This window comes from Chlamydia pneumoniae TW-183, assembly GCF_000007205.1.
Lineage (GTDB): Bacteria > Chlamydiota > Chlamydiia > Chlamydiales > Chlamydiaceae > Chlamydia > Chlamydia pneumoniae.
The window spans coordinates 579,769-594,515 of sequence record NC_005043.1 but is presented as its reverse complement, the minus strand read 5'-3'; the positions used below and the strand labels follow the sequence as shown (position 1 = coordinate 594,515).

Genomic DNA, 14,747 nt, shown 5'->3' with positions numbered 1-14,747 from the left:
CTCCATGTTTTATTGTTTCTCTAGTAGCCAAATCGTAGCCGCTCCTAGGAACAATTTTTTCTTTTTCGCAATATAAAATCCTGATTTAGAGAATAGGTCTTCAAGATCGTGGTCCTTTGGAAGTTGCTGGATACTTTTGCTGAGATAGCTATAGGCGTCGGGATCTTTAGAAACAGACTTTCCAATCCAGGGGACGACAGCACGCAAATAGAGCTTATGGGCACTATAGGTAGGGTGTGTTTTTTTTGGAGGTGTGAGCTCTAGAATGCCCAGTTTTCCAGAAGGCATAAGCACTCGGGAGATTTCTTGTAGGGCTTTATGTGGATCCGAGAGGTTCCTGAGGCCATAGGCCATCGCTGCTAGGGGATAAGAATGATTCTCCAAGGGCAGTTGATTAATATCGCTATGAATAAAAGAGCAAGAGCCCTGGGGAAGGTGTTGTTTTGCAATGTCGAGCATTGCTGAGGAAAAGTCGACGAGAGTTACTGATGCTTGAGGGTGTGCGGCAATATAACGCTTCGCGACTTTTCCTGTTCCTGCGCAGAGATCCAGGAGAGAGTATCCCGACCCTAGGATCTGGATCAAAGAGCGATTCCAGAAATGGTGCATTCCTAAAGAGAGTATTGTATTTGTGCGATCATACTTACTCGCTATGGAATCGAAGATCTTTTTACAGTCGGGCTTGTTGGTAGAGGGTTCCATAATATTCCCGGAATTTTTCAAAGCTTTCGTAGTGTTCTTCTCCTAGACGGTACTGGCATAGGGCATAGTATTCTTGAAGAAGAGAAGGGGGCAGACCTGTATGTTGATGAGCTTCTTTAAGGACTTCTTCGGGTGAAGATTCGAACTGTTGGAGGGCTTCTTCCATCGCAAGGTTGGGTAGGGGATGTTCTTTCCAAGAGGTGCTGTGTAGAAGAAGAGCAAATACAAAAGGTAGCTTTGTAAGATCATACCACCCCGAGGCAAGGTCATAGGTTACAAATCCAGGAAGTACAGGATGTTGTAGCGCTGCATCTCCGATTAGGAGGAGGCCATCATAATTTTCAGGGGTTTGTCTGAGTACTTTTGTAGTTATGAATCTTAGGATATGAGGAGTTGGGATGCGCCAGAGATGACGACAAAGCACTTTTAAGAGTCCTATAGAGGAGCGACTTTCTAAAGTTGCGGCAATCCGAGGTTGCGGTGAGTTAAAGAAAGTGGGAGCTGCATAGAGGTTTACACTGAGGATACGTTGGTTTGCTGCAATTCCAAAGCCGGGGACATACCCCAAGTTATGAGAGATAGCTCCTAGGGATGAGGTCAAAGCAACATCGAGTTTCCCTTCGATTAGCAAGTTGAGGAGGTCTGCAGGGGGAGCAAGAACACAGCGAATATCGTTTCTTTTTATGAGTTGTAGGGACAGCGGAAAGGAATTAATATAACTTACGCAGCCTAAGCTTATACATGGCTGGAGTTGGTTAGACATGGCGTTCTCCCTTGTTGTGTGATGAGGGCCGCCATTCCCTCAGCGTCCATTTTAATAGGTTCTTTAGATGAGGCCATCTGGAAAACCTTTTCCCCCATATGTGTTGAAGAAAGGTCATTAGCACCACAGGAAAGGAGGTCTAGAGCTGCCTCAATACCTAGGTAATTCCATAAGGCTTTCATATTGGAAAAGTTGTCTAAGAAGATTCGGGCTACTGCCATTAAAGATTTTAGAGGGATGGCATGACCCTGGCCTGATTTTCTTAATCTTTTTCCTAGGACATTATTTTCTTGGGCGAATTTTAGAAGTATGAAGTTTTTAAAGCCCTGAGTTTCGTCTTGTAAGTCGCGGACTTTTACCATGTGGGTGACGAGGTCTTCAGGTCCTTCTTTATGATAGCAGAGCATGGTTATATTGCTATGGATTCCCAGTTGATGAGCCATCTTATGGATGTTGAGAAAATCAGAAGAAGAAAGGCGTTTGGGAGCTAAGAAATTACGTATTTTGTCGACGAGGATTTCAGCTCCTCCTCCGGGGATGGAATCAAGACCCGCATCTTTTAATGTGAGAAGAACATCGCGAATAGAAAGGTTATCAAGATCTGAGAGATAGGCATATTCAATGGCAGTAAGAGCTTTGATATGGATCTGAGGATCGTACTCTTTGATTTTAGTAAATAGATCGGAATAGTATTGCAGATTGCAGGAGGGGAAACAGCCTCCCACGATATGTACTTCTGTAATTGGAGTTTTTATATTTTGGATTTGCTGTAGAAGATCATCTGGGGAGTAGAGCCATCCTTTAGGGTCTCCAGGTTTTGCATAGAAAGAGCAAAATTTGCAGCTGAAGTCACAGAAATTTGTAGGATAGAGGTACAAGGTTGAGGAGTAGTATACAGTGTCGCCAACCCGTTGTTTGCGAACTTGGTCTGCAAAATTCCAGAGTGTGCGTTGATCTTCTTTATTCGTGAGGAGGAGGAGATGAAGAGCGTCTTCACTGCTTAATCGTTCTTGGGCATCCAGTTTTTCGAATATGGAGTAGAGGGGGGAAGTTTTAGGGGGCTGTGGGAGGCACGTCGTCATTTGATGAACACTTTGATGTACTATTCTCTCGAGATTTTGTAGCACAGTGCTCTGTTTTGTCACATGTTTTTTTTTGGCAGCAATCTGGTTTTTGACACCCTTTAGAGAGGGGCCTGCCAAGCAAATGGGAACCTACAAGTAGAATACCCATCCCTAGACCTAACAATACTGCGGCACAGCAGATTACGAGAAAAAGTGTCATCATAAGAAATCCTTAGATAGGATAGTTTCTTAATTTAAATCCACCCAGATTGGGGAACTCCAGGCCATAGCATTGTCTGCCTGAGTGACCCTGAGATAGTAGAATACAAAAGGTGCTTTACCGTTTGGATCTTTTAGGGTCACTGAACTTAGGGGTACCATATCATCGTATTCATAGTCCAGGTTATTGCTATCGGGGAAGAAGGTATGGAGAACTTCGCCATTGCGGATGATTTCTACAGTCTTGAGTAGGGCAGTGCCTGCCACATGACCAGAGATGTGACGGTTGACGTTGAGTCCAGGTTTCGACCCTGTGGAGAGTTCGGAGCCCATAGGGGCTGAAGTGATGTTGAAGCTTAAGACGATCCTAGGTCCTGTTGTAGCGTAGCAATGACGTGCGAATAAAGCTTCAACAAGAGACTCTCGGGTATATTTATTACAAATGATAGCCGTCAACCCTGGGGAATATTGCACTTGCGGAGAGTCAAAGTAGTCTTTATAAATTCCTCGATCGTCGAGACCCCCAGCAACAAATCCGAAGCGGAGATTCTTCTTTAATCCTTCAATTACTGTACCTCGAGGATCTTCGCTATCTTTACCTTGGATAGGGAAGGGGTTGTTTAGAGCGGCTGTGGTTTCTGAAGATCCCCAGGCATTATAAATTTCTACAACTCTTTCGAACTCGGGGTAGAAATTCTCAAAGTCAAAACCATGTTCTTTAGAAGCTGTGAACGAAGGAATAGAAATCATGTCGTGGTTGACAGTGCTTTTATAGAGCTTGGCGAGGGGAATATGTTTGTATTCTTTGTGTTTCGAGTGGGACTTTGTTTCCTTGGTATGAAGGATGTGACGCACTCCCTCGAGATGAGGTTCTCCGCTATATTGGAATCCGGATAGTGTGATGAAGCGATCTTCTTCATTAAAGTCGGAGACAGTTTGATTGATGAGCTTCCAAATATCTGGAGAGAGGTTCTCTTGATTTTCGAATGATGAAGAAGCATAGAAATTCAGAGCGCGGTCATCTCGGAAATAACGCATACAAGTTTCAATATTTTCTTCAGAGTCGACGCGTTCGGATTCGCCGTGGAGGAGACCCCACATAAGATTCGGGGCGGAGTCAGCGAAACATTTGATAGGGGCAGAGATGAAAATTTCTTGTGTAGAGAGGTTTTTCAATTGGATGCGATAAATTCCAGGCTCATTGAAATAGAGATTAGGAAGAATAACAAAGCCTGTTTCTGGGATGAAGAGCTGCCAATTTAAATTTTCTCTAAGATGCTCGTAGGAAAGCTCGATTCGGGTCTCTTCAGGAGAGAAGTTGGTGAGGTTCCCGAATTCGTCTTCAAATCGCACGGTGATATCGAAGCGTTTGTTTTTAACGACATAGGAGGGAGTAAAGATCTCTATTTTTTTTAGGACGTTTCCGCGGATATCCATAGAGAAGACATCGGGTTCATCATAGTTTCCTTCTCCTGTAGGATCGATGTAGAGGTAAAAGGGTTTGCGACGTTGTGCGAAAAGTTGGGCTCCGTTCCCAGCATCATCGACTTGAGGATGGTTTGGAGAGGCTCCCATGACAATAGTGAGGGTTTCTCCTACTTGAAGTTCGTAGGGGAGAGTAAACTCGAATTGTGGAACGGGATTGTCTTTTACAGGAATGGCGGTTGCTTCGATGATTTCGCCTTCTGGCATTTCTGCGTAGATTACGTTTCTAGTTTGGGAGAGATCTGTCGCGGGGGCTTCCCAATCTGTGGGTTTCCCACTTCCTGCTAAGTCAAATTTACATTTGGTTCCAGCTGGTAGTGGTGTGGCAAGGGAATAAAGAAATTTCCAAGTAGAAATTTGCCCTGCTCGAGCTATCGAAGGGTTAACGTAACAAACAGATCGTCGCATAGTAAGAGGGAGGCTTTATATGACTTAAAAGCGCCATCATATACTAACAGTGAGGTTTTTCTCAATCCCCGTCTTTGTTTAGTGTTTGTATCGCTTCATCCACAGTATTGAATATTTTAAAGTAAGAAAGGAATCCTGTAACATAGAGAGTTTGTTCTATGGTTTTTGGGACTGTAGTCAGGACAATTTTCCCAGAATGTTGTCCTACTTGATGGTAGCTTTGCAGTAGGACTCGGATACCTGCACTGGACATGTAATCGAGGTGAGCACAGTCGAGAATGATATTTTTGGATCCAGCTGCTAGGGATTGGGAAATATTTTCTTGTACTTCTGGAGAAGAAATTCCATCAAGTTTTCCGTGGAGATGAAAGATTGTTGTTGAGCCGTGTTCTTCTTTTTGGATATCACTCATCTAGATAGTTCTCCTAACTATACGGGAGCTTAAGTTTTCACTCTGATAAATCTTTAGCTTTTTTGCAAAGAGATTTTTATTGGTGATGTTTGAGAATTTCGATTGGGGGGAGGCAGGATGGGATCGTGGAGTGCAAGGAAATCGGTCCTAGGATGTTTACATTCTTAGGAGATATTGAATTTACGTTTTCTTGGTGTGATTTTTAGTTTTCCGACATTTCGTTCTGTGCAGGTAATGATTTCTATATCGAAGTTTTCGTGATGGATACGCATTCCTTTTTGGGGAACAGCACCCACTTTATGGAAGACATGTCCTCCTAGTGTATCGTAGCTATTTTCATGATCGATTTTCAAATTGAAGTACTCTTCAGCGTCGGAGATATTCATTCTTCCATCTACAATCCAAGAGCTTCCGATTTTCTTATAAGGAGTATTTTCTTGTACGTCGTGCTCGTCTGCGATCTCTCCTATAATTTCTTCGATAATATCTTCCATGGTAGCGATGCCTTCTGTGAATCCGTATTCATTGACTATGATGGCTAGATGGCGATGTTTTTGTCGGAACTCTTGGAGAAGAGAGGAGGCTTTTTTTATTTCTGGGGCATAGAATGGGGGTTTTGCTACTGAGGATATGGGTTGGCTGAGGTCGTGGCTGCTTGTATAGAGCAGTAAGAGATCTTTAACAAGAAGGATTCCTGTGATGTTGTCTAAGTTTTTTTTATAAACGGGAACGCGACTGTAGCCTTCTTCGCTTACGAGAACCAGAGCTTCTTGTAGTGTAGTTTCTTCGGGAAGTGCGAAAATATCTACTTTTGGGATCATGACTTCACGGACAATGAGGTTATCAAAAGCGGAGAGGGCTTCGGAGAGCTGGCTTTGAAATGATGTTGAAGATCGTACTTGTTGGTTAGGGCGGCGTCTGTAAAAGAGCAGTTGCAGTGGGAAGAGACCGAGTTGGAATACCGAAGCTAGAAAACGGAGGTGGGCGGTGGTTTCTTTAGGGACTTTTGTAGAGATCCATGGGGGGAGGAATCCGTAAGCTATCAGGGCGCTTAGAGAGTATAGGGGCCAGAATAGGAGATCTTTGTGAGCTGTTTTTGGAGGGAGGAGGGTATAGAGTTTTGTCCCGAGAGCTCCATAGAGGATGCAGAGCAGCGTGGCGAGAATTGTAGGAGCACTGGGGAAGGGGGGATACTCTCTTCCTTTATCTTTGAAGAAGCGTTGGTTTAGGGTTTTTAGGAATTTTGAGGATCCGTGACAGGACGGTTGCGTAAGCCCGAAGGCTAGGAATAGAAGAATACAGAATATGGCTAAAAGAATATGGAGCATGTTAAGCTGTTAGCAAAGCATGTTTTTTTCTTAACATACACAGGATTTGATTTTCTTTAACTCTCATTTTTCTCTTTTCTTCTGATGAGGTGTCGTCGTATCCGAGCATATGGAGAATAGAGTGGACGAGGTATCTCGAGATTTCTTCGTAGATATCCTCTTGGTTTGGGGATGTGTTCTCTAAAAACCTAAGAGCGGCCTGTGGGCTAATGAATGCTTCTCCTAAAACATGAGGATAAGCGGGATCTCCGGGAGCATCAATAGGCAGAGTGATCGTATCTGTTAGAGAAGGATCAGCAAATACCTTATCATGGAGTTCTGCAAGAGCTTTATCTTCTAGGAAGTAGATAAAAATTTCATTAGTTGTTACTTTTAAGTGCTCTAAGAGCGTAAGAACCAGCTTCTCTACAGAAACCAAATGAATAGGAATACATGTTTGCTCATTGGAAACATGTATTTTGATCTTTTCTTGCGTCACGCGAATGAAATTCCCATAGAGAAAAACAAACTTATTTTAAAATAGGGGTCTTAGGTAAACCTGTGACTTTTTTCGCTGTACTATCATTCCAACGGCCCAACTTACGCAAGACTTCTACTCGCTCAAAACGCTTCAAAACATTTCTTTTGGTAACCCCTTTGACAGATTTACCATAACTACGATGTCGAGACATAATTCTACTCTAGAAATTAACCTATTTTCGGGATAAAAATGCTATCACTGGTGCTCAATGCATTCGTATGCAATTTATATACAATTCTTGGAGCTGGCGCTGGATGCACAATGGCATACTTAGGTTTACGTTTTTTAGGACTTTTCGCTCTGCGCCGAGCTTGTTTACTCATTCGTGTCATAAATAACTCGATATTGAATTTTTTAATTTCTCCAGACAACGGAAATTGAGGATACGGAGTACTTTATAAGAAAAAGGATAGTAAAAGAAGAGTTTTTTTTCAAGAAGATGACGTCTTTTAGCTGCCTTGATCTTGGTGTAGCTCGTCAGGGAGGGGAGACGAGGGGCATGCCATGGGGGTTGAGAGGACTCCACAGGAGATAATATATTTGAAAGCATCTTCGATTTTCATATCTAGGAATACGATATCAGATTTTCTAAATAGGGTAAGAAACCCTGAGGTGGGGTTGGGTGTTGTTGGGATGAAGACCGTGACGAGGGGGTCGTCTTCCTTTTCTCCTGTGCAGCATACTGTGGGTGCGTCTCCAGCGACGAGACCGATGCATTGAACATTTGCGTTAGGGAAAGGAACCATAACTACTTGTTTGAAGGATCCTGATTTTGATCCAAATATGGTAGTCATGACTTGTTGCGCAGCTTTATACACTGTTTTAATGATGGGAATTCGGTGTAAGATTTTGTCGTAGATAGAGAGTAGGGATTTAAAAATCATAATTCTCGTGAGGAAACCTAGGAGCACTGTGGCGAAAAAGAGACCGAAGAGTAAAATGATTTGCAATACGAATTTTAGAAGAGCTCTATGTTTAGTATAAAAGCTAAATTTCTCAAAGAATTCCGAAGCCAAGCCTACGAAGGGTTGGGTTAGGAAGTTCATGATCATAGTAACAATAGCAATAGTAATTGCTAGAGGAAGGAGAATAACAAGTCCTGTAATAAAGTATTTTTTCATGATTCTCCTGCAAGATATGAGGAAATGGGCATTTGTTTCCTTACTATACAGCTTAAGATTATTTAAGATAAAACTTTTCCCGAATCTTCTGGGGATAGGAGAAATCTCCATGGGACATCACGATACTCTTGAGCATAATCGATGCCGATCCGGGCAGTTGCTGTTAGAGTCCCAGAGATTTTTTCTTTGCTGATATAGAGAGCTGGGGTATTTAGGCGTTGCCTATTGTTTTCCAAAGAGATTCCTAGAGCTTGGCACACTTTTCCGGGTCCATTGGTGAGAAGGTGTGGGGGTTTATCTCTCCATTGGCGGCGTTGGATCATAAGTTCTTTGCCTTGATCAGGAAGGATGGCCCGGATCAGGACGGCATGGGGAATGTCCTCAGGTCCAGTGACAACATTCAATAGGTGATGCATGCCATAGCAACGGTAGAGGTAAGCAGAGCCTCCTTTCAGGTACATCGCTCTGTTCCTCTGAGTTTTTCTGTAGTTGTAGGCGTGGCATGCTTTGTCATCAGGGCCACGATACGCTTCGGTTTCTACAATGTAACCTGAAGTTATCAGACCCTCATGTGTTGTGATGAGTTTATGTCCTAAAAGCTGTTGCGCTAGTGTAATTACATCTTCCGATAGAAAAAAATGTTCTTGTAGCACGTTACGAGGCTCTTTTTTTCGTTCCTTTTTTCTTAGAAGGCGTTTTCTTTATTTTCTTAGGTTTATCTTCTGTGGTTGTCGCTATAGACCAGACGATTTTTTGCGTAAGGAGATTCACGGAATCAATAGTGACTTTTATAGAAGCTCCAGGTTTCATTTTATCTGGGATAGATTCTGGAAGAGCGTTTTTCTTTAGGGAATATTCTTTAGGGAGTTCTGCTGCTGCAATGAACCCTTCATGGCAGAATTCGGTCACTACAAATGAGAGTCCTTCATGATTTGCAGTGATGATATACGCATGGTATGTAGTTTTAGGTTGCTCTTGCAAAAATTTATTTATGAACCGAGTTTTTTTGAGGTTTTCGAAAGAATTTTCTGCTTTTGCGGATACTCGTTCTTTTGTAGAGCATGCTCTTACGATAATTTCGAGGTGCGTTTGGTCTATAGATAGGGGGTTGAAGAGAAGCCTGTGAACAATAAGATCGATATATCTACGTATGGGACTCGTAAAGTGGGTGTAGTAGTCGAGCTTAAGTCCGTAATGACCTTTATTTTCTGTAGAGTAGGAGGCTGTTTTCATACTTCGGACAAACTGCGAGTGTAGAACTTGCTCTAGGGGATGTCCTGCTGACGTAGTTTGCAAAAGGTATTGGTAATCAGGTTCTTGTGTGGGAGTGAACGTGATATCAAAGCCCATGTTTTTTGCCAATTCTTGGAAGGCGAGTAGGTTTTCATCATTGGGAGGTTCGTGACTACGAAAAGGTAGAGAAACGCCTTGATGGGAGATATGATAGGCGACCACTTCGTTTGCTTTAAGCATAAACTCTTCGATGAGTTTATGGGAGAAGGTCTGGTGGTTTTCTATCAGAGCTACGGGTTCTTGAAGATTATCCAAGGACATAGTGACTGAGGGGAGGACAAAGCGAATGCAACCACGTTCTTCACGGATATCGGAAAACTTTTTACTTAGAGTGGCCATCTCATTGAGGATTTTTGAGAGGGGGTGGGAGTGTTTCTTTTCAATGATGTTATCGACTTCATCGTAGGTCATACGATATTTGCTTCGAATGACGCTACGGAAAATCTGGTAATCTGAAAGATGACCTGATTTTGTAAACGTCATAAATACGGATACAGCGAGTCTATCAACGTTTGGTTTTAAGCTGCAGAGATTATCAGAGAGTGCTGATGGCAACATGGGAATGACTTTCCCTGGGAAATATGTAGAGTTACAGCGTTTAGCAGCTTCTTTGTCTAGGTGAGAATGTGGGGTAACGTAGTGGGAGACGTCTGCGATGTGTACACCAAGAATGTAATTGTTATTATGATCGTAGGTGAGGGAGATGGCATCGTCGAAGTCTCTGGCTGTGGAAGAGTCTATGGTGAAACAGAGGAGATCACGGAGATCTTTGCGAGAGTGGAGAACTTGGGTAATGTGTTTTTGAGAGAAAAGGCTTGCTTCTTCAATGACCTCTGGGGGGAATTCTTCGGCAAGGTTATATTCGGCTTGAATTGCCTGAAAGTCCGCTTTAGCGTTGGTGATGTGGCCAATAAATTCGAGCATTTGTAAGGCTGGAGAGGCTCCTTCTTGGGGTTTATCTACCCAGGGAGGAGTGCTCAGAAGAATGCGATCGCCGATTTTGTAAGTGCGTCCGGGAAGGAGTTCTACTGGAATTAAAGATTGGGATCCCGACATGCTTGTGTAGGCAAGTGCTGATGTGGGACTGACTAGTGAGGTGATCGTTCCTACGAGTGTTGTTTTTCCTCTTGCGAGTACTTCGCTGATAGTGCCTTTGAGTTTTTGTCCGTCTCTTGGATAGGGAAGCACGGAGACAATCACGTGGTCACCATCTAGAGCCCCGCGTAAATCTCGGGCGGGAACAAAAATATCAAATGGGTATTCTTCGGGGTTGTCGGGAGAAACAAAACCGAAACCTTTTCTAGCATGAACAAATAGGGTTCCTGGAATAAAAATCTTCAAGGATTTACCGTATGTTCTTCTCCCTGGTTTTCTTTTTGGTTTTTTCAACAATTGGGCTCCGCCTGTAAGTTTAGGACATTGAACGAGAAATCCCGTAGTTTCACTCGTGAACTGAGTGGCTCAACAAAATTTTCCCTTTTAAGTGGGTTTTGTGATTATGAAAGGAGCAGTCTCAAATTCAAAGCCAATTGTACTAAAGAAGCTCTGTTATTGCAACTCCTTGATCAGAGAATAAGAGAATGGAACTGTTTTCTGTTTATAAGGAAGTTTCCCATCCTCTTATGAGGATGGGAATAGAGAAACTTAAATTGAAAATTTTGATTACTTATCGTCGTTATCAATAATTTCTACATCAGCTTCTTCGATATGGTCTTCTGAAGAACCGTTATTTGAAGGAGGCTTCGTACTGAAACTATGTTTTTTCAAATCTTCTGTATTGATGTTAGGTCCACCTTTAGCATTGGCTGCCGATGATGCTGCTGCTGATGCAGACTGCGATTGCATAGACTCTCCAATTTTTTGCATATGCTTGCTTAGGTCTTCAGTAACCTCTTTAATTTTTTCAATAGGAGCGTCATCTTTGAGTGCGTTGCGCACGTTTTCGATTCGCTCTTCGATTTCTTTAACTAAAGTTTCAGGAATTTGCTCCTTATAATCTTTAATAGCTTTTTCGGCTCTGAAGATCATGCTATCGGCTTCATTTTTAGCATCTGAAGCTTCACGACGTTTTTTATCTTCTTCCTTATTAATTTCGGCATCTCGAACCATTCTTTGGATTTCATCTTCTTGAAGTCCTGAGCTTGCTTCGATACGAATTTTCTGTTCTTTACCGCTGGCAACATCTTTAGCTGAGACATGGAAAATTCCGTTTGCATCGATATCGAAGGAGACTTCGATTTGAGGATGGCCTCGAGGAGCCGGAGGGATATCTGTAAGATCGAATCTTCCGATTTCCTTGTTATCTTTGGCCATGGGACGCTCTCCTTGGAGAACTACGATGGTAACCGCAGGCTGGTTATCAGCAGCTGTGGAGAAGATTTGTTTTTTCTGTGTAGGGATTGTAGTATTTCTCTCTACCAGAGTCGTCATGACGCCTCCTAGAGTTTCGATACCCAGAGATAGGGGGATAACGTCTAGAAGTAGAACATCCTTAACTTCTCCGCCAAGAACACCACCTTGAATTGCGGCTCCAATAGCAACAACTTCGTCGGGGTTGACTCCTTTATTAGGCTCTTTGCCGAAGAGTTCTTTTACAGTTTCTTGCACTGCGGGCATTCTTGACATACCTCCAACTAAGAGAACATCATCGATATCCTTAGCGGAAAGTTTTGCGTCACTGAGTGCTTTGATGCATGGAGATTTTGTTCTTTCGATTAGAGAGGCTGCGAGTTTCTCGAATTGCGCACGTGTGAGTGTCAATGCAAGGTGTTTAGGTCCTTGTGCATCCATTGTGATGAATGGCTGATTGATTTCTGTGGAAGAGACTCCTGAAAGTTCTATTTTTGCTTTCTCAGCAGCATCTTTAAGTCTTTGTAAGGCCATATTATCTTTGCTAAGATCAATGCCTTCTTGTTTTTTGAATTCTTCGATCATCCATTTGATAATGACTTCATCAAAGTCGTCTCCACCGAGGAGAGTATCTCCATTTGTAGATAGAACTTCGAAGACGCCATCACCGATTTCTAGGATGGAGATATCAAAAGTTCCTCCACCAAGGTCGAAGACAGCGATTTTTTTATCACCGACTTTATCGATTCCGTAGGCAAGAGCTGCTGCGGTAGGTTCTGGAATGATACGTTTTACATCTAGACCTGCAATGCGTCCAGCATCTTTTGTGGATGCTCGTTGAGAATCATTGAAGTATGCGGGGACGGTGATCACTGCTTCTGTGACAGTTTCGCCTAGATAAGCTTCTGCTGTCTCTTTCATTTTCATTAAGATTTGTGCGCCAATTTCTTCTGGAGTGTATTGTTTGCCATCAACTTCGAAAACGGCATCACCTTTAGATCCGGAGGTGACTGTATAAGGAACGGTTTGGATTTCCGAAGCTACTTCAGAGTACTTACGGCCAATAAAGCGTTTTGTAGAGCCGAGAGTTTTTTCTGGATTTGTCACTGCTTGACGTTTTGCTGGAATCCCCACTAATTTCTCATTACCTTTGAAGGCAACGATCGATGGCGTGGTTCTTGTTCCTTCGGATGATGTAATTACTTTAGCTTGTCCTCCTTCCATAACAGATACGCAGGAGTTTGTTGTGCCTAAGTCTATACCTATAATTTTGCTTGATTTTTTGTGTTCACTCATGTTTGGTACCTAATCTCTAGGGGTTATTTCTATTCTTTATTTTCTTTGGGAGTAGGAGCTTTAGCGACTTTAACTTTAGCTACCCGAATCGGGCGTTCTCCTATTTTATATCCCTTTGCAAACTCTTCTAAAATCGTCCCCTCAGGAACTTCAGAAGTCTCTTCTGTTTGCACCGCTTCGTGTAGGAAGGGGTTAAACTTTTGGCCTATTGAAGAATATTCAATAATACCTTTTTCCTCGAAGATTTGTTTGAATTGGTTGAGAATCATGTTGAATCCGAGGGCCCAATTTTTTACATCGTCGGACATTTGTGTAGCAAATCCGAGGGCTTTCTCCATGCTTTCTATGGGATTGAGAAAGTCTATTAAAGTATTTTCTAAAGCATACTGCATAAGTTCTTGGCGTTCTTTTTGTAAGCGTTTTCTAGAATTCTCAGATTCTGCTAGAGCCATGAGATACTTATCGTTTTTTTCTTTTAATTCGGTTTTTAGGGTGACGATTTCCTGTTGCAAATGTTCAACTTCATTTTCGTTTTGAACATTGCTTTCGTGTTGTTCCTCATTTTCAGGTGGGGTATCTGTCATAACGTCTCCTTAGAGGGTAATAGTTTTATAGAAGAGTACTCCGTTCTTAAAATAGGCTCATTCGAAAGCTTACAGTTAGAGGTGAGAGGTCTTCTGAAGGATAGTTTAAATTTGTAGAAACTTTGTGTCAGGGTTTCATTTATTTTATTCGCAAATAGTTTGAGCAAAGGAAGAGCTTCCTTATAAGGAAGATTGATCGGGCCTAGGATACCTAAAGCTCCGAGTGGAGAGCGATTCATATAATAGGGAATAGTAATTACAGAACATCCTGGATTCGAGGTCCCTAAAATATCAGAAAGCTCCTTCCCTATGAACGCTGTAGCTCTTCCTTTATGCATTCCTATATTTAGAAGCTCACACATTTGTCTGCGATTTTCAAAAAGAGAGAGTCCTAGAGCTAGAACTTCAGGATCTTTAAACGCTTCGTATTTCAGTAGTTTCGACATTCCTGTTTGATAGAGATCTTCTTCACTAAAGTTGCAGTAGCGTGTTAGATAGCGGACAACCACCTCATTATAGAGGGACATGCTCAGGTGTTCTTCTTTTTTCGAAAGTTCCTCATTTGTGGGGAGCTTTCGGATGTAGTTCTGCAGGAATTTTTCTATACGTTTGATAGAAAGAGTATCGCAAGCTTCAGGCAGCCATAGGGTGTCTGTGAAGATCTGACCAAACTCCGTAGAGAGGATGGTGACAGCTCTTTGCTTATCGACCTGTGTAATTTGAATATTGGTTACGGAATCATTTTCAAAGCGTGGGGAAGAAAAAAACGTAGGCAGGTCTAGGATTTCTCCAAGAAGTTCCGTAGCTTTTTGTAGATCCTTGATAATATTGCGACTTTCGCTAGGAAGCTGACTGATCTTATCAAAAATGGGGGCAGAAATCTCAGCTTCTGGGCATTCTTCTTGGTGATCTACATAGTGACGTAATGCTAGGTCTGTAGGGATTCTTCCTCCGGAAGTATGATTTTTTTTTAAGAATCCTTCAGCTTCAAGTTCTGCAAAGTAATTTCTTATAGTTGCCGTACTCAAATCAGAGCAAAAACTTTCCTTTAAAGTTTTAGACCCTACAGGCTGCCCTGTTTTTAGGTACAACTCTGTTGTAGCAAACAGGATATCAAGGATTTTTGAATCTCGCTTTGAGACTTTGGATCTAGCCATCTCGAGTCCTACTAGAACAATCGTAACTGAGAGCATTATAGGAAAA

At 42.4% G+C, this 14,747-nt stretch carries 16 protein-coding genes; all 16 read right to left on the bottom strand.

All coding sequences use genetic code 11. From position 1 onward, the window contains the following. Nucleotides 1-9: 9 nt before the first annotated feature. Nucleotides 10-702, bottom strand: coding sequence for a bifunctional demethylmenaquinone methyltransferase/2-methoxy-6-polyprenyl-1,4-benzoquinol methylase UbiE (gene ubiE, locus CPB_RS02610; protein WP_041466963.1), 693 nt, complete (start codon nt 700-702; stop codon nt 10-12). Then, entirely contained in the window at nt 671-1,465 is a 795-nt protein-coding gene (locus CPB_RS02605; RefSeq protein ID WP_010883152.1) for a menaquinone biosynthesis protein, read from the bottom strand. The genes ubiE and CPB_RS02605 overlap by 32 nt, the downstream gene beginning before the upstream one ends. Further along, nucleotides 1,438-2,547, bottom strand: a complete 1,110-nt coding sequence (locus CPB_RS02600) for a CofH family radical SAM protein (protein WP_010883151.1) — start codon at nt 2,545-2,547, stop codon at nt 1,438-1,440. Before CPB_RS02600 ends, CPB_RS02605 begins: the two co-directional genes overlap by 28 nt. After that, nucleotides 2,519-2,752: a hypothetical protein gene (locus CPB_RS05600; RefSeq protein WP_080502216.1), complete on the bottom strand. Its 234-nt coding sequence runs from the start codon at nt 2,750-2,752 to the stop codon at nt 2,519-2,521. The genes CPB_RS02600 and CPB_RS05600 overlap by 29 nt, the downstream gene beginning before the upstream one ends. A gap of 26 nt (nt 2,753-2,778) precedes the next feature. Continuing rightward, nucleotides 2,779-4,641 (bottom strand): DUF3604 domain-containing protein, encoded by a 1,863-nt coding sequence (locus CPB_RS02595; protein WP_010883150.1) that lies wholly within the window; start codon nt 4,639-4,641, stop codon nt 2,779-2,781. 61 nt (nt 4,642-4,702) lie between these two features. Then, a complete protein-coding gene (locus CPB_RS02590; RefSeq protein ID WP_010883149.1) occupies nt 4,703-5,053 on the bottom strand; it encodes an anti-sigma factor antagonist in 351 nt (116 codons plus the stop codon). A 164-nt stretch (nt 5,054-5,217) separates the two neighbouring features. After that, a complete protein-coding gene (locus CPB_RS02585; protein WP_010883148.1) occupies nt 5,218-6,381 on the bottom strand; it encodes a transporter associated domain-containing protein in 1,164 nt (387 codons plus the stop codon). A gap of 1 nt (nt 6,382) precedes the next feature. Then, nucleotides 6,383-6,859 (bottom strand): rRNA maturation RNase YbeY, encoded by a 477-nt coding sequence (ybeY, locus tag CPB_RS02580; RefSeq protein ID WP_010883147.1) that lies wholly within the window; start codon nt 6,857-6,859, stop codon nt 6,383-6,385. A 31-nt stretch (nt 6,860-6,890) separates the two neighbouring features. After that, nucleotides 6,891-7,052 carry a small basic protein gene (locus CPB_RS02575; protein ID WP_010883146.1) on the bottom strand — a complete coding sequence of 54 codons (162 nt, stop codon included), beginning with the start codon at nt 7,050-7,052 and terminating at the stop codon, nt 6,891-6,893. A gap of 16 nt (nt 7,053-7,068) precedes the next feature. Beyond that, entirely contained in the window at nt 7,069-7,233 is a 165-nt protein-coding gene (locus tag CPB_RS05815) for a hypothetical protein (RefSeq protein ID WP_010883145.1), read from the bottom strand. Between the two features lie 117 nt (nt 7,234-7,350). Then, on the bottom strand, nt 7,351-8,022 hold the full coding sequence (locus CPB_RS02565; RefSeq protein ID WP_010883144.1) for a DUF502 domain-containing protein: 672 nt from the start codon (nt 8,020-8,022) through the stop codon (nt 7,351-7,353). 62 nt (nt 8,023-8,084) lie between these two features. Further along, entirely contained in the window at nt 8,085-8,675 is a 591-nt protein-coding gene (locus tag CPB_RS02560) for a DNA-3-methyladenine glycosylase (RefSeq protein ID WP_010883143.1), read from the bottom strand. 1 nt (nt 8,676) lies between these two features. Further along, nucleotides 8,677-10,704, bottom strand: a complete 2,028-nt coding sequence (locus CPB_RS02555; protein ID WP_404987433.1) for a ribonuclease R family protein — start codon at nt 10,702-10,704, stop codon at nt 8,677-8,679. A gap of 273 nt (nt 10,705-10,977) precedes the next feature. Continuing rightward, a complete protein-coding gene (dnaK, locus tag CPB_RS02550) occupies nt 10,978-12,960 on the bottom strand; it encodes a molecular chaperone DnaK (protein ID WP_010883141.1) in 1,983 nt (660 codons plus the stop codon). Between the two features lie 29 nt (nt 12,961-12,989). Continuing rightward, on the bottom strand, nt 12,990-13,544 hold the full coding sequence (locus CPB_RS02545) for a nucleotide exchange factor GrpE (protein WP_010883140.1): 555 nt from the start codon (nt 13,542-13,544) through the stop codon (nt 12,990-12,992). Continuing rightward, nucleotides 13,541-14,737 (bottom strand): heat-inducible transcriptional repressor HrcA, encoded by a 1,197-nt coding sequence (gene hrcA, locus CPB_RS02540; RefSeq protein WP_010883139.1) that lies wholly within the window; start codon nt 14,735-14,737, stop codon nt 13,541-13,543. The genes CPB_RS02545 and hrcA overlap by 4 nt, the downstream gene beginning before the upstream one ends. Between the last annotated feature and the right edge of the window lie 10 nt (nt 14,738-14,747).

What these genes read in the sequence shown, in the direction of transcription:
- CPB_RS02595 (WP_010883150.1), bottom strand. Translation starts at nt 4,641, where the DNA reads ATGCGACGATCTGTTTGTTACGTTAACCCTTCGATAGCTCGAGCAGGG.
- CPB_RS05815 (WP_010883145.1), bottom strand. Translation starts at nt 7,233, where the DNA reads ATGACACGAATGAGTAAACAAGCTCGGCGCAGAGCGAAAAGTCCTAAA.
- hrcA (WP_010883139.1), bottom strand. Translation starts at nt 14,737, where the DNA reads ATGCTCTCAGTTACGATTGTTCTAGTAGGACTCGAGATGGCTAGATCC.
- CPB_RS02585 (WP_010883148.1), bottom strand. Translation starts at nt 6,381, where the DNA reads ATGCTCCATATTCTTTTAGCCATATTCTGTATTCTTCTATTCCTAGCC.
- CPB_RS02545 (WP_010883140.1), bottom strand. Translation starts at nt 13,544, where the DNA reads ATGACAGATACCCCACCTGAAAATGAGGAACAACACGAAAGCAATGTT.
- CPB_RS05600 (WP_080502216.1), bottom strand. Translation starts at nt 2,752, where the DNA reads ATGATGACACTTTTTCTCGTAATCTGCTGTGCCGCAGTATTGTTAGGT.
- CPB_RS02590 (WP_010883149.1), bottom strand. Translation starts at nt 5,053, where the DNA reads ATGAGTGATATCCAAAAAGAAGAACACGGCTCAACAACAATCTTTCAT.
- CPB_RS02600 (WP_010883151.1), bottom strand. Translation starts at nt 2,547, where the DNA reads ATGACGACGTGCCTCCCACAGCCCCCTAAAACTTCCCCCCTCTACTCC.
- ubiE (WP_041466963.1), bottom strand. Translation starts at nt 702, where the DNA reads ATGGAACCCTCTACCAACAAGCCCGACTGTAAAAAGATCTTCGATTCC.
- dnaK (WP_010883141.1), bottom strand. Translation starts at nt 12,960, where the DNA reads ATGAGTGAACACAAAAAATCAAGCAAAATTATAGGTATAGACTTAGGC.
- CPB_RS02575 (WP_010883146.1), bottom strand. Translation starts at nt 7,052, where the DNA reads ATGTCTCGACATCGTAGTTATGGTAAATCTGTCAAAGGGGTTACCAAA.
- CPB_RS02565 (WP_010883144.1), bottom strand. Translation starts at nt 8,022, where the DNA reads ATGAAAAAATACTTTATTACAGGACTTGTTATTCTCCTTCCTCTAGCA.
- CPB_RS02605 (WP_010883152.1), bottom strand. Translation starts at nt 1,465, where the DNA reads ATGTCTAACCAACTCCAGCCATGTATAAGCTTAGGCTGCGTAAGTTAT.